The following is a 19,826-nucleotide window of genomic DNA, read 5'->3' as shown; positions in this document are numbered from 1 at the left end:
CCTCTGCCCTTAACTGACGAGCGCATCCGGCTTGCCCTTGCTGCGCGGCCGTTCCTCGTCCATCTTGCCCCAGACGATCATGCGGTACTTGCTGGTGAACTCCGGCGTACAGGTGGTCAGCGTGATGTAGCGGCCGGGCTCCTTGAAGCCCGACTCCTTCGGGACCGGTTCGAGCACGCTGATGTTGCTCGGCGAGGTCACCGGCAGGATCGACGCCATCTTGTAGACGAAGTACGTGTCCTGCGTCTCCACCACGATCGGGTCGCCCGGCTCCAGCCGGTTGATGTACCGGAACGGCTCCCCGTGCGTGTTGCGGTGCCCCGCGACCCCGAAGTTGCCCTCCTTCGCGTCGGGCATCGCCGTCTTCAGCGCGCCCTCCGCGTAGTGGCCCACCATGCCCCGGTCGAGCACCTTCTTGCTGTCGATCCCCTCGGCGATCGGCACGACCACGTCCAGCCGCGGAATGTGCAGCAGCGCGAAACCCTTGCCCGGTTCGAACGCCCCCGGACTGCGCTTGCCACTGGCCCAGTCGCTCTGGAGGTCACTGGCCTCCTTACCGGCCTGGGCCTGCGCGCGCACATTCGTCCACCACAGCTGGTAGGTGACGAACAGCAGCATCAGCACACCGCAGGTGATGAACACCTCGCCGATCCCCCGGCTCGCGACGACGGCGGCACTCGGCTTCCGCTCCCGTGCCCGCCGCCGCGCCTCCACACGCGAGAGCGGCGCCTGTGGGGCGTCGTGGCCGTGGGGTGCGTCCAGGGCCTCGGCGGGCCGATTCGCGCCGCCACGGCGCCCCTGACGCTTCTTGGCGGCCTTCCTGCGCGCCGCCCGGCCTCCGGGAGCCGCGGAAGCCGCCGAGGACTCCCCGTGCGAGCCGTACGGCGCGGCCCCCGTGCCCGCGTCGTACTCCGTGCCCGCGTCGTACTCCGTGCGCTCCGGCGGATCGGGGATCCGCAGCGCCACCGTCTCCTCGTCGACGGGCGGCAGATACGCGGTGCTGTCGTCGACCCCGCCGGCACCGCCCCCGGCGGCACCGCCCCCGACCGCGCCCGCACCGCCGTATGAGTAGGCGCCCTGCTGAGTGGTGTCGTACCAGCCGCCGTCCCCGAACCTGCCGGGCGCCCCGTACGCGCCGGGCTCCCCGTACGGCTGCTGCCCGTACGGGGTCCCCTGCTCGCCGCCGGCGCCGTACGGGGAACCGTCCGTGAAGGACTGCCCGTATCCGGCACCGGACTCGCGCTCGGGACGCAGCGCGGTCACGCCGACGACCTGCCCACCACCGGGGCCAGCCCCGCCGACCTCGCCACCGCTCCGTCGTCCCCGCACTCCTCCAGCCAGTTGGCGAGCATCCGGTGCCCGTGCTCGGTGAGCACCGACTCGGGATGGAACTGCACTCCCTCGACGAGCAGTTCACGGTGGCGCAGACCCATCACGATGCCGTCCGGTGTCCGGGCCGTCACCTCCAGCTCCGCCGGTACGGTGGCCGGCTCGGCCGCCAGGGAGTGGTAGCGCGTCGCCGTGAACGGTGAGGGCAGGCCCGCGAAAACGCCCTTGCCCTCGTGCTCGACCGGCGAGGTCTTCCCGTGCAGCAACTCGGGCGCACGGTCCACCACACCGCCGTAGGCCACCTGCATGGCCTGCATACCGAGGCAGACGCCGAAGACGGGCACTTTGGCCGACGCACAGTGCCGCACCATGTCCACACAGACACCGGCCTGTTCGGGAGTACCCGGCCCCGGGGACAGCAGCACGCCGTCGAAACCCTCCTGCGCATGCGCCGTCGACACCTCGTCGTTGCGCAGCACCTCGCACTCGGCACCCAGTTGGTACAGGTACTGGACCAGGTTGAAGACGAAACTGTCGTAGTTGTCGACGACGAGAATCCGCGCGCTCACTGGTTGTCCACCGTCACATCGTTGAAGGGCAGCAGCGGCTCGGCCCAGGGGAAGACGTACTGGAAGAGGACATAGACCACAGCGATGATCAGCACGAGTGAGATGAGCGCCTTCGCCCACCCGTTCCCCGGCAGATGCCGCCAGATCCAGCTGTACATGCCGTCCCTTCCGTCGCACCACGGCACCGGACCCACGCCGTTCGTCACCAGACTAACGGCGTAACGCCTCCGGTTTCCCGGCCTCCACAGGCTGCGTGGAGTCCGGATGCACCCGGACGGTCAGCCGATGACTGTGCCCCGTTCCGGTTCGCACGTCGTCAGCGTCGGACAGCGGCCGGGACGCGTGTATCCGGAAGTACGTGGCGCAGGGTCGATCACCTCGATGTCCGGGGGCACGGTTTTGTACGGACCGGGCTCACCGGCGGCTCCCGGCCCCGCTCCCGGAGTCCGTCCGGCCCGGGGTCCACCCCATGGGCTCTACTGCTCCACGGGCTTCGCGTAGTGCAGGTCCACTGTGCCCGAGTAGCCGGGCAGGGTCACCGACCCCTCGTCCTCGACCTTCCAGCCGAGCCCGTAGACGTTGACGTACACCATGTAGTTCTGGATCGACGGGGAGGCCGCGAGCGCGTTCTTCAGCTTCTCCGGATCGCCGACCGCCGTGATCTTGTACGGCGGTGAGTAGACGCGGCCCTGGAGGATCAGGGTGTTGCCCACACAGCGCACCGCGCTGGTGGAGATCAGCCGCTGGTCCATGACCTTGATGCCCTCGGCGCCGCCCTGCCACATCGCGTTCACCACGGCCTGGAGGTCCTGCTGATGGATGACCAGGTAGTCGGGCTGCGGCTCGGGGTATCCGGGAAGCTTGGCGGTGGCGTTCGGTGGGGCGTCGTCGAGCGTGACCGTGATGGCCTCGCCTTTGAGTTTCTGCGTGCCCGCGCGGTGCTCCAGGTCGGCGAGCTGGTCGTCCTCCGCCTCGGTCCTGCCGTCGTCGCGCTCGGCGAGGGACTCGATGTCTCCCCGGAGCGCCCCGTTGGACTCCTCCAGCGCGCCGTTCTTGTGGCTTCGCTCATGAATGAGGTCGGACAGCTTCAACAGGGAGTCGTCCGTGCGGATGTTGGTGCCCTTCGCCGTGTTGAAGCTGGTGAAGAAGAGAAGACCCGCGAGGGCGAACACACCCGCGGTGAGCATCCGGACGGGCCGGAAGCCGCGTCGGCGGACAGGGCTGGATTCCGTCCCTGGGGAGTCGGCAGAATTGCTCAACGTACCCTTATCTCCTTCGGCGCCACGGAAGCACTACGCTAACTGACGCCCGGGGGAGCGCTCGGAGTCCCCTTGCAACCGCCCCGAGCACGACCCAGTTCCCTGCGCGGCCACGCAGCGCATCGACAGGAGAGACCCTCGTGCCGAAGTCACGTATCCGCAAGAAGGCCGACTACACGCCCCCGCCGGCGAAGCAGACGACCGATCTCAAGCTGACCAGCAGTTCCTGGGTCGCACCGGTGATGCTGGCCCTGTTCCTGATCGGCCTGGCCTGGATCGTCGTGTTCTACGTCACCGACGGCAAGCTGCCCGTCCTCGAGCTGGGCAACTGGAACATCGTGGTGGGCTTCGGATTCATCGCCGGCGGCTTCGGCGTCTCGACGCAGTGGAAGTAGCGCCGAGCAGTACGGCTCTGCCCCAGCCCTGCCCTGAACCGCCCGGCGGTTCAGGGCAGAGTTGTCCACCAGCTCTGGGCAGGGCTATCCACTGAGTTATCCACAGGCATGTCCACAGCATGGGGAAAAGAAACGACGATCTGTGGATAACCTGCCGGAGGTTGACGCCGGTGTGACAGAAGCACCAGCAACCGAAAGCACGTTCGCGCGTCGCTGACCTGCGGAAACACGGGTCAGCGACAGCGGGCACAGATGTTCCTGCACACTGTGCACAAGATCCGGCACAGACTGTGGACAACCGGTGCTCAGGCGAGCTGGGCTGTCCTCAGCAGGGCCATCAACACGACCACGGCAAGAACCAGTGCACAGGTTCCATACTGGATCAGAGTTCGCCGTTCGCGCGAGGCGTGGACCATGGCGTACCCGATCACCACACCGGCGACGAGCCCTCCGATATGGGCCTGCCAGGCGATGTTGAAGCCTGGGCTGAAGGTGAAGACCAGGTTGACCACCAGCAGGGCGATGATCGGCCGTATGTCGTAGTTGAGCCGGCGCACCAGGACGGCCGTCGCACCGAACAGCCCGAAAATGGCACCGGAGGCACCGAGTGAGGCCGTGGTCCCCGGGGCCAGCAGATAGGTCAGCGCACTGCCCGCCAAGCCCGAGATCAGGTACAGCGCGAGATAACGGGCCCGGCCCAGAGCCTGCTCGAGCGGTCCGCCGAGCCACCACAGGCCGAGCATGTTGAAGCCCATGTGCCAGATCTCCTCGTGCGTGAACATCGAGGTGACCAGGCGGTACCACTCGCCCTCGGCGACGCCCTCGACGGGGCCGGACGGCGGCCAGGTCCCGATCAGCATGAGGTGGCCCAGCAGCGACGGCCGGACATGCACCGCGATGAACACCGCGGCGTTGATCCCGAGCAGGATCTTGGTGATCAGCCGGGGGTCCCCGGCGACGGTGCCGCCGGCGATCGTGCGGGGCACCGAGGCGGCGGGCGCGTGCCCGGCGCCCGGGCCTCCCCCACGGACGCATTCGGGGCACTGGAAACCGACCGAGGCGCTGACCATGCACTCGGGGCAGATCGGGTGCTCGCAGCGGGTGCAGCGAATGCCGGTCTCGCGGTCCGGGTGGCGATAGCAGACCGGGAGACTGCGGGCGTCCTGCGGGCTGCCTGCAGCCTGGTCGTCCATGGGATCCCCTAGGTCGTGTGGAAAAAGCCCCGCCCCGCCCATCCTTACGGATGGGCGGGGCGATTGGTTCCCTCTGGGGGCTTTCGCGCTCCTGGGGGCAGGGCCGTACTCGGCCCTTGCGGCGCCCTCAGCCCTCGCGGATCTCGACCGACTCGATGACGACGTCGTTGACCGGACGGTCGGTGCGGGGGTTGGTCTGCGTAGCCGCGATGGTGTCGATCACCTTCTGGCTCGCGGCGTCGGTGACCTCGCCGAAGATGGTGTGCTTGCGGTTCAGCCACGCCGTCGGGGAGACGGTGATGAAGAACTGCGAGCCGTTGGTGCCCGGGCCCGCGTTGGCCATGGCCAGCAGGTAGGGCTTGTCGAAGCGCAGGTCCGGGTGGAACTCGTCCTCGAACTGGTAGCCGGGACCGCCGGTGCCGTTGCCCAGCGGGTCACCGCCCTGGATCATGAAGCCGCTGATCACCCGGTGGAAGACCGTGCCGTCGTAGAGCTTGTCCGTGGACTTGGCGCCCGTCTCCGGGTGGGTCCACTCCCGCTCGCCCTTGGCGAGCTCGACGAAGTTCTTGACGGTGATCGGCGCCTGGTTCGGGAAGAGCCGGACCTCGATGTCGCCGTTGTTGGTCTTCAGGGTGGCGTAGAGCTGATCAGCCACGATGTGCCTTCCGTTGTCTTTCCGTAACTCCCCGATCCTCGCACGGACGGGGCGTCCAGTCGCCCGTCGCCCGTTCACAGGAGGGCAACAGGGCCGAACCGCTTGCAGAAAACCGGGTGAGTCCTTCCGTGACGGGGGCACTCGGGAACGATCCGTGGCATTGTCGACGACAAGCTCCCGTTCTCCCGTGTTCATCCGCTATTGCACTCGATCAATGCCATCGGCACCCGTATGCCCCTCCGCGCATGCCCGGCGGCGAGGCGGAAGGCATGATCCGTAAATGGGTGGACAGTCGAAAAACGTACGCCACCGAGGAGGAGGAACCGTGACCCGCATCGATAGCGTGCGCGCCGCGACTGATTCGGCGAAGGACAGCGTGCTGCATGCCGCGGAAGTGGTGGCGCCCTACGCCGACACGGCCAAGGTGAAAGCCGCGCACTACGCACAGGAGGCGCGCGTACGGCTGGCGCCCAAGGTGACCCAGGCCGCAGGGCAGGCCCGCGTCCAGTACGGCGCCCATGTGCAGCCGTATCTGGAACAGGCCCGGAGCCATGTGCCGCCGAAGGTCGATCTGGCTGCTCACGAGGCTGCCGTCCGGACCCGCAAGGCCGCTCAGCAGGCGGCGGAGTACTCCCGGCCGAGGATCGAGCAGGCCAGGGCCGCCGCCGGTCCGGCGCGGGACGAGGCCGCGGCCCGCAGTGCGGCGGTACTGGCCGCACTGCGCGGTCAGGTCTCGGCCAAACAGATCCAGAAGCTCGTCCGCAGGCAGCGGCGGCGCGCGAAGGCCGGCCGGGCCGCGAAGGTGATCGTGGTCCTGGGTGCCGTCGCCGGCGGCGCGTTCGCCGCCTGGAAGTGGTGGGACAAGCAGGCCAACCCGGACTGGCTGGTGGAACCGCCGGCCGCGACCGATGTCGGGGAGCCGGGCACGCTGTCGTCCGTGGACGGCAGCCGCGGCTCCAGCCTCGATCCCGAGGTCCGGGCGAAGGAGGCCGAGGAGGAGGCCGCCAAGCGCGACGAGCAGCCCTGACACTCGGGCGGCATCGAAAGATCTCGGTGCCGGCGGTCTACGACATCCCTCGCCTGCGGCACCAACAGCCCGGTGGGGCGGGAGACTTCAGCGTCTTCTGCCGCACCGGGCTGTTTCACGTGAAACAGCCCGGTGAGCCCGGGGCCCCGGGCCTGGAGCCAGGGCCACGAAGGCTCCCTGGAGCCGTGACGCCCGGCTCCCGGAGTTACTGAGCAAGAACCCCTCCCACCTGCTTTCCGCAGGTGGGAGGGGTTTCCTTGTGGAGCCTAGGGGAGTCGAACCCCTGACATCTGCCATGCAAAGACAGCGCTCTACCAACTGAGCTAAGGCCCCGTGTGTGAAGCGTCCACCAGGAACAAGCACATCCGGGTGGGCGCCGGAAACAAGAGTACCGGGTCCCCCGGGGGGTTCCGCAAAAAGATTGGGGGTCCCCGTGACCAACCACTCTCCGTAAGATGCTCGGCGTGGTTCGCTACAGCGAACCACGGTTCTCGGGGAAGCGATGGGGAGACGCCATGGACGCCGCACAGCAGGAAGCCACCGCAAGAGCGCGGGAACTGCAGCGGAACTGGTACGGGGAGCCGCTGGGGACGCTCTTCCGTAAGCTCATAGACGACCTGGGCCTCAACCAGGCCCGTCTCGCTGGGGTACTGGGACTGTCCGCACCGATGCTGTCGCAGCTGATGAGCGGTCAACGGGCGAAGATCGGCAACCCCGCGGTGGTCCAGCGGGTTCAGCTGCTGCAGGACCTGGCGGTCCAGGTCACGGACGGCAGTGTCAGCGCGGCCGAGGCGACCGAGCGCATGGAGGAGATCAAGAAGTCGCAGGGGGGGTCGGTGCTCAACAACACCACGCAGACGACGAGCGGTTCGGGCGCGCCCACGGTCAAGCGGGTGGTGCGGGAGATCCAGTCACTGCTGCGTTCGGTGGCCGCTGCCGGCGACATCATCGACGCCGCCGACTCCCTCGCCCCGACCCACCCCGAGCTGGCAGAGTTCCTCCGGGTCTACGGCGCCGGCCGCACCTCCGACGCGGTCGCGCACTACCAGTCCCACCAGAACTGATCCCCCGGCCGCAGTCGAGGCAGGGGCAGAAGGGGTAGGCAAAGGGGTAAGGCAAGGGGAGATCCCGCTGGGGGAGGAGCGACGTACAGCCATGGGTGAGGTCTTTGCCGGCCGGTACGAACTGGTCGACCCGATCGGGCGCGGGGGCGTCGGTGCCGTCTGGCGTGCCTGGGACCACCGCCGTCGCCGCTATGTGGCGGCCAAGGTCCTGTTGCAGAGCGACGCCCACTCCTTGCTCCGTTTCGTGCGCGAGCAGGCCCTGCGGATCGATCACCCCCATGTACTCGCCCCCAGCAGTTGGGCCGCCGACGACGACAAGGTCCTGTTCACCATGGACCTGGTCGCCGGCGGTTCACTGGTTCACCTCATAGGCGACTACGGGCCCCTGCCGCCGACGTTCGTCGGTACCCTGCTCGACCAGCTGCTGGCGGGGCTCACCGCGGTGCACACGGAAGGCGTCGTGCACCGCGACATCAAGCCCGCCAACCTGCTCCTGGAAGCCACCGGTACGGGCAGACCACGTCTGCGGGTGTCCGACTTCGGTATCGCCATGCGGCTCGGTGAACCGCGCCTGACCGAGACCGACCTGGTGGTGGGCACGCCCGGCTATCTCGCGCCGGAGCAGCTGATGGGCTCCGAACCGGACTTCCCCGCGGACCTGTTCGCGGTGGGCCTGGTCGCGCTGTATCTGCTGGAGGGCGCCAAACCGGACGCCAAGGCGCTCATCCAGCACTTCGCCGAGCACGGTACGCCCGGGGCTCCCCAGGGCATCCCCGATCCGCTGTGGCAGGTCGTGGCCACCCTGCTGCAGCCGGACCCGCAGGCACGGTTCCGTACGGCCACGGGGGCGCGCAAGGCCCTGGCCGCGGCCAGGGAGCTCCTCCCGGCGCCCGGCCCCGACGACGAGTTGATCGAGATCTTCGACCAACTCGGCCCGCTCCCCCCGGGTTTCGGCCCCGAAGGCCCGCTGAAGGCGGCTTCGGGCGTGCGCTCGACCCCGAGCCGTCCGGGAGGGGCGGGACAGCCCCCGGAAGGCGGGGAGACGGACCGCGCGCCCGAGGCAGGAGCGGCAGGCGCCCTGCTCGGAACCCCCTGGCAGGGCGACTCACCCTCCCGTTCCGAACCGGGCCACGGCGGCGCCTCCCCCCACGGCGGCGAGGGCGGCCGCCCGGTTCCCGCGAGCCGATCCACCGCGGACGGTGTCGCCGGCACCGGTCCGGCACCGTCCGCACCGCCGCGTCAGCCCTCCGTGTCGGACACCGGAAGCTTTTACCTGCCACCGCCCCAGGCCACGGTCACGTCCTCCCCCGCCCCCGCCCGCCCGCCCCACGCACCCACCCCACCGGGTCAGGGGCAGGGACGGGTACCGGAACAGGTGCTGCACGCCCGGGCACAGTCCCAGGGCCTCACACCGTCCCAGCCCCCGTACGGCGCACAGCGGGTGGCCCGCGCCGACCCCACTCACCCGCTGCGCTCCCCCCTGTCCCCGCCCTCGTTCCCGCCCTCGGCGTATCTCGGCCCCGCCTCGTATCGCGCCGATGCCTCCACTGCCGAGTACACCGCCCGCGACCCGCAGGCTCCGTCTTCGGACCTGGCGGTTTCACGGCACAGGGCGACCGGTCGGCGACGACGGCGCCGCCCCGGCCCTCCCGCCCGGGTGGCCGTCCCTCTCCTGTTCCTGGCGCTGGCCTGCTATGCCGTGGGGTTATGGGCCCTCACGCGGATCTGATGCCCGGATCGTCCGGGGAGACGGCTCTCCGGCGAGCGGCCACCGTCCACACGGCGAGTCCCACCAGCAGTGCGCTGCCGGTTCCGATACCGCCCACCGCGAGCGCCGTCATCGCGGTGCCGTCGTCCGTGGACCGGCCCCGGGCCGCCGCCTCGCGGTCCTGCGCGGTGACCGCGAAGATACCCGCCGGGGCGGACTCCCCGGCGTACTCCGGCCCGTCCTGTGCCGCACCGCTGACCCGTACCCGTAGCGTCAGTGGGACGGGCCCGTCACCGAAGTCGTCCGCCACCTCCGCCCTGAGGTGTGCGACGAGGTAGTAGGAGCCTGCGAAGCGCATCGCGCCGACCTGAGCACCGGTGGCATGGCGATTGGCGTACGCGACGCGGGGGAGCGGGGGGAGGCTGCCCGACTTCTGTCTGCCGTCGTAGCCGAGACCCACGTCCGTGACGTGTCCGCGTACGGGGTTGTAGAGGTCCAGGTCGAGGGCGGCGGGGACGAACCCGGTGCCGTCAGAGCTCGCACTGCCCAGTTCGGCGGTGGCGTGGAACTGCCGGCCCCAGTCGACGGGAACCTTGTAGAAGAGCGTTTGGCCGGGCCGGATGTCGTCCCGCCAGACTCCCTCATCGAGCGGGGTGGCCTCGGTGAAACCGGCGCCGCCCGAGCGCCGTTGTGCCTTCCCGGTGACGGGCCGGGGCGAGGCGGAGTCCCACTCCTCGGGCGCGGTCGTCGCGCCGGTCCGTTCCAGCCGCGGTTCCGACGCGGTGGTGAGTTCCAGCTCCCAGGCGTCGGGGGAGGCGCCCTTTCCGTCCGGATCGGCGCGTTCGACGGTCACGTAGTACGTACCGGCGTCCTGGCAGAGGGATTTCCTGGGGGAGATCTCGCGCACGGCCGACGCGGCGACCGGGTGCGGGCTTGCGGCGGCACCGAAGGTCGCGGTGTCCACGTCGCAGGAGCGGCCGTCCGCGTCCTGCACGGACACCTTGACGCCGTCGATGACGGCGGCGCTGCCATCGCCCGGGGGGACGGCGGTGGCGGAGACGTAGACGTTCGAGCCGGCGTCGAGTTCCAGGAGGTAGTGGATCCTGCCGCTCGCCGGAAGGGTGCTCCGGTAGGTCCGACCGGCTTCCAGCCGTAGGGCTTCGGCGGTGCTCCCCGCCCCGTCGATCCGTTGCGCGCCCTCGGTGAAGGCGTACTCCTCAGGAGCTCCAGGAGCCCCGGAAGCAGCGCGGACGGCCTCGGGGACCCCGACAGTGCCGGAAGCCCGGGAAACCGCCTCGACGGCCCCGGCCCTCGGGAAGACGGCAGAGGCACTGGAGGCGGCAGACACACCCGGCGCCCCCAGCAGCATCACCGACGCGAGCGTCACCACGCCCGCGCGCACGGCAGCCGGTGCCCGACCACGTCCCGCCCGGGCGTGCCGCCCCCACGCCCTACACCGCCGTCCCCTCACGCGCCACCCCTCGTCGTCGCCCTGACGTCGCACCGTGCCCCATCCTGCCCCGCGCACAAGGCCCGTCGGCAAGGCCTCACGACACACAAAACCCCGACCGCGAGCGCGGCCGGGGTCTGTTCAGCGTCGTATGTCGGTACTCACGAACCCGTGGGCACGGAGTCAGTCGCCTCCGTCCACAGATCCTGCTCGGCGCGATCCGCCTGGATCTGGCGGTACACGAGGAGCCCGCCGATGGCGGCCAGTGCGACCAGGAGAAGCTTCTTCACCGCGCGACCTCGTCTTTCTTGACGTAGGGGACCTCTGGCGCCCGACTATACACACCGACCGATACCGATCAGTGACCTGTGTCGGTCGTGCAACTCCCCATCTTTACCGTGCAGTAGGAGCGGAACACATCGAGCGGGTCAGAGGGTGACCACATCCGCACAGTCGGTGAATTTGACCATCTCCCTCCACACTCTTTCACTTTCCTCCCCTCTTGCGACCATCCGGGTGGTGTTCATCTGAACATCGACGCGCCACGGACGTTGGTCCACCACTTCGCGGCCCACATACACATCATGAGGAAAGTACGCAAATCGCCCGACCCGAAAGTGAGGGGCCATGGCCCGGAACAAGGTCATGACGCTGTGGACCGCCATCGTCACCGCCTTCCTCGCGCTGTGCACGGCGCTCGGACTCATCACCACGACCGCCTCCGCCGCGGCGGTATCCCAGACCGAGACGGCCCGCAACAGCAAGATCGCCCCGGACGTGACGACGCCGGCCGCGTCCGTCCGGCCCTGGTCCCAAACGAGTGCCCTGCCCCCCACGATGAAACAGCGCATCCGCGCGGAGGCCCACGGAGGATCCCCCAGGTGCCGCCACCGCCCGCTCGCGAACCCGGTGGCCCCTGACCCGGCCTCCACCCCCTGCTCCGACGACACCACGCCCCCCGCAGCACCCCGCACCGGCCACCTCCCGCTCCAGCGCTGAGCCGCCGGGCCCATGGAGGCCCACTGCCTCACCACACCCCACCCGTGCCGTTTCCGGCTCCCCCGAAGTCCCGGCGAACTCGCGTACAGCCCCAACGGCACGCGAAAAGCCCGGTTGCTCGGCACCGAGCAACCGGGCCTTCCCCATGCCCGCACCCACCGAACGCGTCAGGGCCCGGCCGCCACCACACCCCCGCCCCACCGGCGAACGGGTCCGGAGGGATCAGAGCCTCCCCCCTCCCCACACCAGCCCTCACACCCCGCGCAAGCGCACGGAGCAGACCGGGCGAGACGAGGCGAGGCGAGGCGAGGGCCGGCGGGCCGAGACGAGGCACGCCAAGACGGACACAAAAGACCCCCGGCCGCACCGGCCGAGGGTCTCATGGTGATGTGGGGCTAACAGGATTTGAACCTGTGGCCTCATCCTTATCAGGGATGCGCTCTAACCAACTGAGCTATAGCCCCGCCGCGCTCTGCGGTATGTCTCCCGCGCGCTGACCCCTGAAGATTAGCGCACGACCCGGGCAGTCCCAAAATCGGTTGTCGGGGGACCGTCAGAGCAGGCCGGGAAGCCGCCGGGCGCCGCTCACTCGTCCTCGGCCAGCGTGAGCTCGACGCCGCCCACGAAGCCCGCGGAGAGGTTGTAGATGAACGCACCGAGGGTCGCCAGAGCCGTTGCCAGGACGACGTCGATGACCGCGATGATCGTCGTGAACAGCAGCACGTTGGGCAGCGACAGGAACGACTGGAGGTCGAAGCCGTTCGACTCGTTGGAGCCCGTCGCCTCGGAGATCGTGCCGCCGACCGTCGAGAAGACACCCATCGCGTCCATGACCATCCACAGCACCGCGGACGCGACGATCGTGCAGATGCCCAGGGCGATGGAGAGCAGGAAGCTGACCTTCATCACCGACCAGGGGTCGGCCTTGGCCACCCGCAGGCGCGCCTTGCGCACGCGCGGTGTGGTGCGCGCCCCGGTGCGCGGGCGGCGTACCGCGCCGCCCGGGCCCTCTGCCGTACCGGCCTGCGCCTGGTAGGCCTGCGGCGGGTGGTACGGCCCCGCCTGCTGCTGCGGCTGCCGTTCCCCCGGCAGCGGTGAGGCCGTATGAGCAGCGGCGCCCTGTCCGGACGTGCTCTGCTGAGGGCCTCGGGTGTCCGTCACAGTTCCCCCCTGGGATCCATGTCTGTCGGACGAAGGCGAGTCCTTGCCGGGCGACTTGATCGCTTTCAGGTTGGTCGTGTGCGGATCTGTCGCCCGCGTGGCAGAGCCACGGCCACCGCCGTCCGTGCCCGTACTGGTACCGGTCGGCCCGGTGCCCGTGGCTCCGCTCACGCTGACTCACTCCTCGTGCTACTCGGCCGAGGGCGCCTCACCCTCGTCCGTGCCGATGGTCACGGCACCTTCGTCGGTCTCGTCCACGGCCACGTCGCCGTCGACTTCCTCCGCCTCGCGTCCCGCCTCGGCGTTACGCGCGATGCCGACCACGGCATCGCGCTTGCCCAGATTGATCAGTTGGACGCCCATGGTGTCACGGCCCGTCTCCCTGACTCCGCTGACCCGCGTGCGAATCACACCGCCCGACAGCGTGATGGCGAGGATCTCGTCGGTCTCCTCGACCACCAGCGCGCCGACGAGAGTCCCACGATCCTCGACGATCTTGGCAGCCTTGATGCCGAGGCCGCCGCGACCCTGGACGCGGTACTCGTCGACAGCGGTCCGCTTCGCGTACCCGCCGTCTGTGGCAGTGAACACGAACGTACCGGGTCGAACAACATTCATCGAGAGCAGCTCGTCCCCTTCGCGGAAACTCATGCCCTTCACGCCCGAGGTCGCACGGCCCATGGGCCGCAAAGTCTCGTCCGTCGCGGTGAACCTGATCGATTGTGCCTTCTTGCTGATCAGTAGTAGATCATCATCCGCCGAGACGAGTTCAGCCCCGATCAGTTCGTCGTCGGAACCGTCCTCCTGCTCACGCAAGTTGATCGCGATCACGCCACCCGAGCGGGGTGAATCGTAATCCTTCAGCGACGTCTTCTTGACCAAGCCCGCCTTGGTGGCCAGAACCAGGTAGGGCGCCGCCTCGTAGTCGCGGATCGCGAGGATCTCGGCGATCGACTCGTCCGGCTGGAAGGCCAGCAGGTTGGCCACGTGCTGGCCGCGTGCGTCCCGGCCGGCGTCGGGCAGCTCGTACGCCTTCGCCCGGTAGACCCGGCCCTTGTTGGTGAAGAACAGCAGCCAGTGGTGCGTGGTGGACACGAAGAAGTGGTTGACGATGTCGTCTTCCTTGAGCTTCGCTCCGCGTACGCCCTTGCCGCCGCGCTTCTGGGCCCGGTAGTCGTCGGTCTTGGTGCGCTTGATGTAGCCGCCGCGCGTGACCGTGACGACGATGTCCTCCTCGGCGATCAGGTCCTCGATGGACATGTCGCCCTCATAGGGCACCAGCTTGGTCTTGCGGTCGTCACCGTACTTCTCGACGAGCGCGGCCAGCTCCGCGCTGACGATCCCCCGCTGGCGGATCGGGGAGGCGAGGATCTCGTTGTACTCGTTGATCTTCGCCTGGAGTTCGTCGTGCTCCTGGACGATCTTCTGACGCTCCAGTGCCGCCAGGCGGCGGAGCTGCATCTCCAGGATCGCGTTGGCCTGGATCTCGTCGATCTCCAGGAGGTCCATCAGGCCCCCGCGCGCGATCTCGACGGTGTCGCTGCGCCGGATCAGCGCGATGACCTCGTCGATGGCGTCCAGGGCCTTCAGCAGGCCGCGCAGGATGTGCGCGCGCTCCTCGGCCTTGCGCAGCCGGAACCGCGTACGGCGGACGATGACCTCGATCTGGTGGTTCACCCAGTGGCGGATGAACGCGTCCAGGGAGAGCGTGCGCGGGACACCGTCGACCAGCGCCAGCATGTTGGCACCGAAGTTGGTCTGCAGTTCGGTGTGCTTGTAGAGGTTGTTCAGGACGACCTTGGCGACCGCGTCCCGCTTGAGCACGATGACCAGGCGCTGGCCGGTACGGGACGACGTCTCGTCGCGGACGTCCGCGATGCCGCCGATCTTGCCGTCCTTCACCAGGTCGGCGATCTTCTGCGCGAGGTTGTCCGGGTTGGTCTGGTAGGGCAGCTCCGTGACCACCAGGCACTGGCGGTTCTGGATCTCCTCGACCTCGACCACCGCGCGCATGGTGATCGAGCCGCGGCCCGTCCGGTACGCCTCCTCGATGCCCTTGCGGCCCACCACCAGGGCGCCGGTCGGGAAGTCGGGGCCCTTGATGCGCTCGATGAGCGCGTCGAGCAGCTCCTCGTTCGAGGCCTCGTGGTGCTCCAGGTACCACTGGGCACCGGTGGCGACCTCACGCAGGTTGTGCGGCGGGATGTTGGTCGCCATACCGACCGCGATACCGGCCGATCCGTTGATCAGCAGGTTCGGGAAGCGTGCGGGCAGGACGGTCGGCTCCTGCGAGCGGCCGTCGTAGTTGTCCTTGAAATCGACGGTCTCCTCGTCGATGTCGCGGACCATCTCCATCGACAGCTGCGCCATCTTGCACTCGGTGTACCGCATGGCTGCCGCGGGGTCGTTGCCCGGGGAACCGAAGTTGCCGTTGGAGTCCACCAGCGGCATCCGCATCGACCACGGCTGCGCGAGGCGGACCAGCGCGTCGTAGATCGAGGAGTCGCCGTGCGGGTGGTAGTTGCCCATGACGTCGCCGACGACGCGGGCGCACTTGTAGAAGCCGCGCTCGGGGCGGTAGCCGCCGTCGTACATGGCGTACAGCACGCGGCGGTGGACGGGCTTGAGGCCGTCACGTACGTCGGGCAGCGCACGCGAGACGATGACGGACATCGCGTAGTCGAGGTACGAGCGCTGCATCTCCGTCTCGAGCCCGACGGGCTCGACGCGCATGCCGGTCGCGTCCGCGTCCTCGAGAGGCGTGACGGGAGTGTTCTCGTCGGTCATTGCTGGTGAAGGTCCTTCCTGGTGCGGTCAGCTGAGACCGACTCAGATGTCGAGGAAGCGGACGTCCTTGGCGTTGCGCTGGATGAACGCGCGGCGGGCCTCGACGTCCTCGCCCATCAGGACCGAGAACAGGTCGTCGGCCTGGGCGGCGTCGTCGAGGGTGACCTGGCCGAGGACGCGGTGCTCCTGGTCCATCGTGGTGATGCGCAGTTCCTCGGCGTTCATCTCGCCGAGGCCCTTGAAGCGCTGGACGGAGTCCTCGCGGATGCGCTTGCCGGCCTGGCGGCCCATTTCGATCAGTGCGTCGCGCTCGCGGTCGGAGTACGCGTACTCGAAGTCGTCCCGGCCCCACTTGATCTTGTAGAGCGGGGGACGGGAGAGGTACACGTGCCCCGCCTCGACCAGCGGCCGCATGAACCGGAACAGGAACGTCAGCAGCAGGGTGTTGATGTGCTGGCCGTCGACGTCGGCGTCCGCCATCAGGATGATCTTGTGATAGCGGAGCTTCTCGATGTCGAAGTCCTCGTGCACACCGGTGCCGAACGCGGAGATCATCGCCTGGATCTCCTGGTTCTGCAGGATCCGGTCGATGCGCGCCTTCTCGACGTTGAGGATCTTGCCCCGGATCGGGAGGATCGCCTGGTACTGCGGGTTCCGGCCGGACTTGGCCGAGCCGCCGGCGGAGTCACCCTCGACGATGAAGATCTCGCACTTGGTGGGGTCGTTGGACTGGCAGTCGGAGAGCTTGCCCGGCAGGGACGCCGACTCCAGCAGGCCCTTGCGGCGGGTCAGGTCGCGGGCCTTGCGGGCCGCCACGCGCGCGGTGGCCGCCGCGATGCCCTTGCGGACGATGTCCGCGGCCTCGTTGGGGTTGCGGTCCAGCCAGTCGTTGAGGTGTTCGTAGACGACCTTCTGAACGAAGGTCTTCACCTCGGTGTTGCCCAGTTTGGTCTTGGTCTGGCCCTCGAACTGGGGCTCGCTCAGCTTGACCGAGATGATCGCGGTCAGTCCCTCGCGGATGTCGTCACCCGTGAGGTTGTCGTCCTTCTCGCGCAGCAGCTTCTTCTCGCGCGCGTACTTGTTCACCAGGTTGGTGAGCGCCGCACGGAAGCCCTCTTCGTGCGTACCGCCCTCGTGGGTGTGGATGATGTTGGCGAAGGAGTACACACCCTCGGTGTAGCCGCCGTTCCACTGCATGGCGAGCTCGAGGGACAGCTGCTTGTCCCTGTCCTCGGCCTCGAGATCGATCACGGTGGGGTGCACCGGATCTCCCTTGCGGGAGTTGAGGTACTTCACGAAGTCGACGATGCCGCCCTCGTAGTGGTACGAGACGCTCTTGACCTCGTGCTTCTCGTCCTCACCCGCCTCGTCCGCCCCGGCGGTGGCCTTCGCCGACTCGCGCTCGTCGGCGAGGTTGATCCGCAACCCCTTGTTGAGGAACGCCATCTCCTGGAAACGCCGGGAGAGCGTCTCGAAGGAGTAGTCGGTGGTCTCGAAGATGTCCGGGTCGGCCCAGAAGGTGACCGTCGTCCCGGTCTCCTCCACCTCCTCGTGCCGGACCAGCGGGGCCGTGGGGACGCCCATCTTGTAGTCCTGCGTCCAGCGGTGGCCGTCACGCTTGATCTCGACGGAGATCCTGCTCGACAGGGCGTTCACCACGGACACACCGACGCCGTGCAGACCACCGGAGACCGCGTAGCCGCCGCCGCCGAACTTGCCGCCCGCGTGCAGCACGGTCAGCACGACCTCGACGGCCGGCTTGTTCTCCGAGGGGACGATGTCCACCGGAATGCCTCGGCCGTTGTCGACGACCCGGACGCCGCCGTCGGCCAGGATCGTCACATCGATCGTGTCCGCGTGCCCGGCCAGCGCCTCGTCGACGGAGTTGTCGACGACCTCCTGCACCAGGTGGTGCAGGCCTCGCTCACCGGTCGAACCGATGTACATACCGGGTCGCTTGCGGACCGCGTCCAGACCCTCGAGGACGGTGATGGCACTGGCGTCGTACGAGGCGGTGACCTCGCTGTCGAGGGCGGTCGCCTCGCTGTTCACGCCGGTGTCGGTGGACGGGATGTTCTCGTTGGGGTTGCCGGAATCGGCCACGAAGCGCCCTTTCTGGCACACCACGAGCCAGGCTCGGCGGCGGGTTGCCGGAGCGGCTGCGGCATGTTGCGTTGGTAAGCCTTGATCAGCGTTGCTCAGCTTTTCCCGGGCGGTCCCCACGGTCGGGGCGGGATTGCCTCCAGTCTACCGGTAGCTCGGACATTGATGGGGGTTTGCCGGTGCCTGAGTCCGCATGTGCCGCCCTCAACCGGTCTCGTCCGACTCCCGGTATGCGGATGGGGGCTCCAAGAGGCTCACGAGGGCACCCAGCGCTTCCGACCGTCAACCCTTGGCTACTTAGGAGTCAGGTGGCGATTCCGCACCCCGTCCGGCCGTACGACGAAAGGGGCACCGGGGGACCGAACGCACTCCCGAAAAGCCCTGATGTGACGTCGATCACCTCGCTGTGGGCGGCCTGGAACAGGGCTCCGGGTCACCCGTACGTGTCCCCGGGACCAGTGCTCCCGGGAGCGCGCAGAGGGCCGTAGCGGCGTGCGGGGCCACCCGGTCCATTGACCTTGATCAGCCTCACCGTGCCGTGGCCCAGGTCCTCGTTCAGCCGGGCGACCAGGGTCGGGGCGAGCAGCCGCAGGTTCGTCGCCCAGGCCGTGGAGTCGCAGCGCACGAACAGCACCCGCTCGTCCTCGTCGTAGCGCTCCGGTTCACAGTGCTTGGCCACGTCCTCACCGACGATCTCGGGCCAGCGCCCCATCACCCCGCCCACCGCGGCCGGGGCCTCCCAGCCACGCTCGGTGAGCAGCCGGTTGATCGCCGCACCGAGCGCCATGGGATCGCGCCGGTCGCCGCGCGCGCCGGAGCGCAGGCCACCGCGCCGTGCCTGCTTCTTCTGCTGCGCCACATCCCCACGTGCGCGGGCCGCCTCCTTGGCCGCGCGCAACGCCACACGCGCCAGGTCGACCCCCGAGGGCTCAGGAGCTTCCCCGGGCCCCCCCGCGGGGGGGCCGTCGGGCCGACCGGGCCCGCTCATACCCGCTGCACCGTCCCCTCGGCCACGACGAACCGCGTCCCCGACAGCGCATGGGGAACGTCGTCGTCGACGGCCGCGGTCACCAGGACCTGCTCCCCCGGCGCGACGAGCTCGGCGAGGCGCTCGCGGCGGCGTGCGTCCAGCTCGGCGAAGACGTCGTCGAGCACCAGCACCGGCTCGTTTCCCTCGGCACGCAGCAGGTCGTAGGAGGCCAGGCGCAGTGCCAGGGCGTAGGACCAGGACTCGCCGTGGGAGGCGTAGCCCTTGGCCGGCAGCTGACCGAGCTTGAACAGCAGATCGTCCCGGTGCGGGCCGACCAGGGTGACGCCCCGGTCGACCTCCTGCTTGCGCGCCTCGGCGAGAGCCACCGACAACTGCTCGAACAAGTCCTCGCGTGTGTGCGCCTCACCGGGCGCCGACGGCTTGTACTCCAGGGCGACGGGCCCGCCGCCCGGCGCGAGCTGTTCGTACGCCTTGTCGGCGAGTGGCTGGATCGCGGCGATCAGATCCAGACGCTGAGCCAGCAGTTCGGCGCCCGCACGCGCGAGATGCTGGTCCCAGACGTCGAGGGTGGACAGATCCATGGTGCGCCCGCCGTGCCGACGGGCCAGCGCGGCCGACTTCAGCAGCGTGTTGCGCTGCTTGAGGACCCGGTCGTAATCGGAACGGACACCCGCCATGCGCGGGGAACGGGCCGTGATCAGATCGTCCAGGAAGCGGCGCCGCTCGCCGGGATCACCCTTCACCAGGGCGAGATCCTCGGGCGCGAACAGCACGGTGCGGACGATCCCCAGCACGTCCCGGGGCCTGACCTGCGAGGATCTGTTGATACGGGCGCGATTGGCACGGCCCGGGTTCAGCTCGAGCTCGACGAGCTGCTGCCGCTCGCCCTGCCGGACCTGGGCCCGGATGATCGCGCGGTCGGCGCCCATACGAACCAGCGGGGCGTCGGAGGAGACACGGTGGCTGCCGAGTGTGGCGAGATAGCCGACCGCCTCGACGAGATTCGTCTTTCCCTGCCCGTTGGGGCCGACGAAGGCCGTCACCCCCGGGTCGAGCGGGACCTCGACCCGGGGATAGGAACGAAAATCGGCCAGCGACAGATGCGTGACATGCATGGTTGTGCGCCGACCTCCCCC

The 19,826-nt window shown here is 68.9% G+C and carries 18 protein-coding genes, 2 tRNA genes and 1 pseudogene; 5 read left to right on the top strand and 16 right to left on the bottom strand.

The annotated features are described in order from the left end of the window. Positions 1-9 precede the first annotated feature (9 nt). From ACVW19_RS17155 to ACVW19_RS17135, 5 genes and pseudogenes are all read right to left on the bottom strand, one after another. Positions 10-1,263, bottom strand: a complete 1,254-nt coding sequence (locus tag ACVW19_RS17155; RefSeq protein WP_457460229.1) for a class E sortase — start codon at positions 1,261-1,263, stop codon at positions 10-12. Then, positions 1,260-1,898, bottom strand: a complete 639-nt coding sequence (locus ACVW19_RS17150) for an aminodeoxychorismate/anthranilate synthase component II (protein WP_457460228.1) — start codon at positions 1,896-1,898, stop codon at positions 1,260-1,262. The genes ACVW19_RS17155 and ACVW19_RS17150 overlap by 4 nt, the downstream gene beginning before the upstream one ends. Further along, positions 1,895-2,056, bottom strand: a complete 162-nt coding sequence (locus ACVW19_RS17145) for a hypothetical protein (RefSeq protein ID WP_109376615.1) — start codon at positions 2,054-2,056, stop codon at positions 1,895-1,897. Before ACVW19_RS17145 ends, ACVW19_RS17150 begins: the two co-directional genes overlap by 4 nt. Before the next feature lie 52 nt (positions 2,057-2,108). Continuing rightward, positions 2,109-2,314: pseudogene (locus tag ACVW19_RS17140) on the bottom strand (class E sortase); the annotation flags it as partial. A gap of 60 nt (positions 2,315-2,374) precedes the next feature. Continuing rightward, positions 2,375-3,157: a DUF881 domain-containing protein gene (locus ACVW19_RS17135; protein ID WP_457460227.1), complete on the bottom strand. Its 783-nt coding sequence runs from the start codon at positions 3,155-3,157 to the stop codon at positions 2,375-2,377. A 140-nt stretch (positions 3,158-3,297) separates the two neighbouring features. On the opposite strand from ACVW19_RS17135, the gene crgA reads away from it, so the two are divergent. Further along, a complete protein-coding gene (crgA, locus tag ACVW19_RS17130; RefSeq protein WP_457460226.1) occupies positions 3,298-3,552 on the top strand; it encodes a cell division protein CrgA in 255 nt (84 codons plus the stop codon). Between the two features lie 305 nt (positions 3,553-3,857). On the opposite strand, the gene ACVW19_RS17125 is transcribed toward crgA, so the two are convergent. Continuing rightward, entirely contained in the window at positions 3,858-4,745 is an 888-nt protein-coding gene (locus ACVW19_RS17125) for a rhomboid family intramembrane serine protease (protein ID WP_457460225.1), read from the bottom strand. A gap of 127 nt (positions 4,746-4,872) precedes the next feature. Beyond that, complete coding sequence (locus ACVW19_RS17120; RefSeq protein ID WP_109376611.1) at positions 4,873-5,400, bottom strand: peptidylprolyl isomerase; 528 nt, start codon at positions 5,398-5,400, stop codon at positions 4,873-4,875. Positions 5,401-5,725: 325 nt separating this feature from the next. Between ACVW19_RS17120 and ACVW19_RS17115 the strand changes: the two genes are divergently transcribed. Then, complete coding sequence (locus ACVW19_RS17115) at positions 5,726-6,427, top strand: DUF5324 family protein (protein WP_457460224.1); 702 nt, start codon at positions 5,726-5,728, stop codon at positions 6,425-6,427. Positions 6,428-6,687: 260 nt separating this feature from the next. Here the strand turns inward: ACVW19_RS17115 and ACVW19_RS17110 are convergent. Continuing rightward, positions 6,688-6,760: transfer RNA gene (locus tag ACVW19_RS17110), tRNA-Ala, on the bottom strand. A gap of 182 nt (positions 6,761-6,942) precedes the next feature. Here ACVW19_RS17110 and ACVW19_RS17105 point away from each other — a divergent pair. Both ACVW19_RS17105 and ACVW19_RS17100 read left to right on the top strand, forming a co-directional pair. Further along, positions 6,943-7,491, top strand: a complete 549-nt coding sequence (locus ACVW19_RS17105) for a helix-turn-helix domain-containing protein (protein ID WP_457460223.1) — start codon at positions 6,943-6,945, stop codon at positions 7,489-7,491. A 91-nt stretch (positions 7,492-7,582) separates the two neighbouring features. After that, a complete protein-coding gene (locus ACVW19_RS17100) occupies positions 7,583-9,220 on the top strand; it encodes a protein kinase domain-containing protein (RefSeq protein WP_457460222.1) in 1,638 nt (545 codons plus the stop codon). Here the strand turns inward: ACVW19_RS17100 and ACVW19_RS17095 are convergent. Both ACVW19_RS17095 and ACVW19_RS17090 read right to left on the bottom strand, forming a co-directional pair. Continuing rightward, positions 9,207-10,589, bottom strand: a complete 1,383-nt coding sequence (locus tag ACVW19_RS17095) for a hypothetical protein (protein ID WP_457460221.1) — start codon at positions 10,587-10,589, stop codon at positions 9,207-9,209. The two genes, ACVW19_RS17100 and ACVW19_RS17095, sit on opposite strands and share 14 nt — an antisense overlap. Before the next feature lie 221 nt (positions 10,590-10,810). Further along, positions 10,811-10,939: a DLW-39 family protein gene (locus ACVW19_RS17090; protein WP_003999697.1), complete on the bottom strand. Its 129-nt coding sequence runs from the start codon at positions 10,937-10,939 to the stop codon at positions 10,811-10,813. A 337-nt stretch (positions 10,940-11,276) separates the two neighbouring features. Here ACVW19_RS17090 and ACVW19_RS17085 point away from each other — a divergent pair, with 337 nt between their 5' ends. After that, complete coding sequence (locus ACVW19_RS17085) at positions 11,277-11,648, top strand: DUF6344 domain-containing protein (protein WP_457460220.1); 372 nt, start codon at positions 11,277-11,279, stop codon at positions 11,646-11,648. A gap of 390 nt (positions 11,649-12,038) precedes the next feature. On the opposite strand, the gene ACVW19_RS17080 is transcribed toward ACVW19_RS17085, so the two are convergent. From ACVW19_RS17080 to recF, 6 genes are all read right to left on the bottom strand, one after another. Further along, positions 12,039-12,112, bottom strand: a tRNA-Ile gene (locus tag ACVW19_RS17080). Positions 12,113-12,233: 121 nt separating this feature from the next. Next, positions 12,234-12,980 carry a DUF3566 domain-containing protein gene (locus tag ACVW19_RS17075; RefSeq protein WP_457460219.1) on the bottom strand — a complete coding sequence of 249 codons (747 nt, stop codon included), beginning with the start codon at positions 12,978-12,980 and terminating at the stop codon, positions 12,234-12,236. Between the two features lie 18 nt (positions 12,981-12,998). Then, complete coding sequence (gene gyrA / locus ACVW19_RS17070; protein WP_457460218.1) at positions 12,999-15,596, bottom strand: DNA gyrase subunit A; 2,598 nt, start codon at positions 15,594-15,596, stop codon at positions 12,999-13,001. Between the two features lie 42 nt (positions 15,597-15,638). Further along, positions 15,639-17,699, bottom strand: coding sequence for a DNA topoisomerase (ATP-hydrolyzing) subunit B (gyrB, locus tag ACVW19_RS17065; RefSeq protein WP_457460217.1), 2,061 nt, complete (start codon positions 17,697-17,699; stop codon positions 15,639-15,641). A gap of 433 nt (positions 17,700-18,132) precedes the next feature. Continuing rightward, complete coding sequence (locus tag ACVW19_RS17060) at positions 18,133-18,687, bottom strand: DUF721 domain-containing protein (protein ID WP_457460216.1); 555 nt, start codon at positions 18,685-18,687, stop codon at positions 18,133-18,135. Further along, positions 18,684-19,805 (bottom strand): DNA replication/repair protein RecF, encoded by a 1,122-nt coding sequence (gene recF, locus ACVW19_RS17055; protein ID WP_457460215.1) that lies wholly within the window; start codon positions 19,803-19,805, stop codon positions 18,684-18,686. Before recF ends, ACVW19_RS17060 begins: the two co-directional genes overlap by 4 nt. Positions 19,806-19,826: the final 21 nt, after the last annotated feature.

The organism is Streptomyces sp. TE5632 (assembly GCF_054061295.1).
This window is presented reverse-complemented; position numbering and strand designations above follow the sequence as displayed.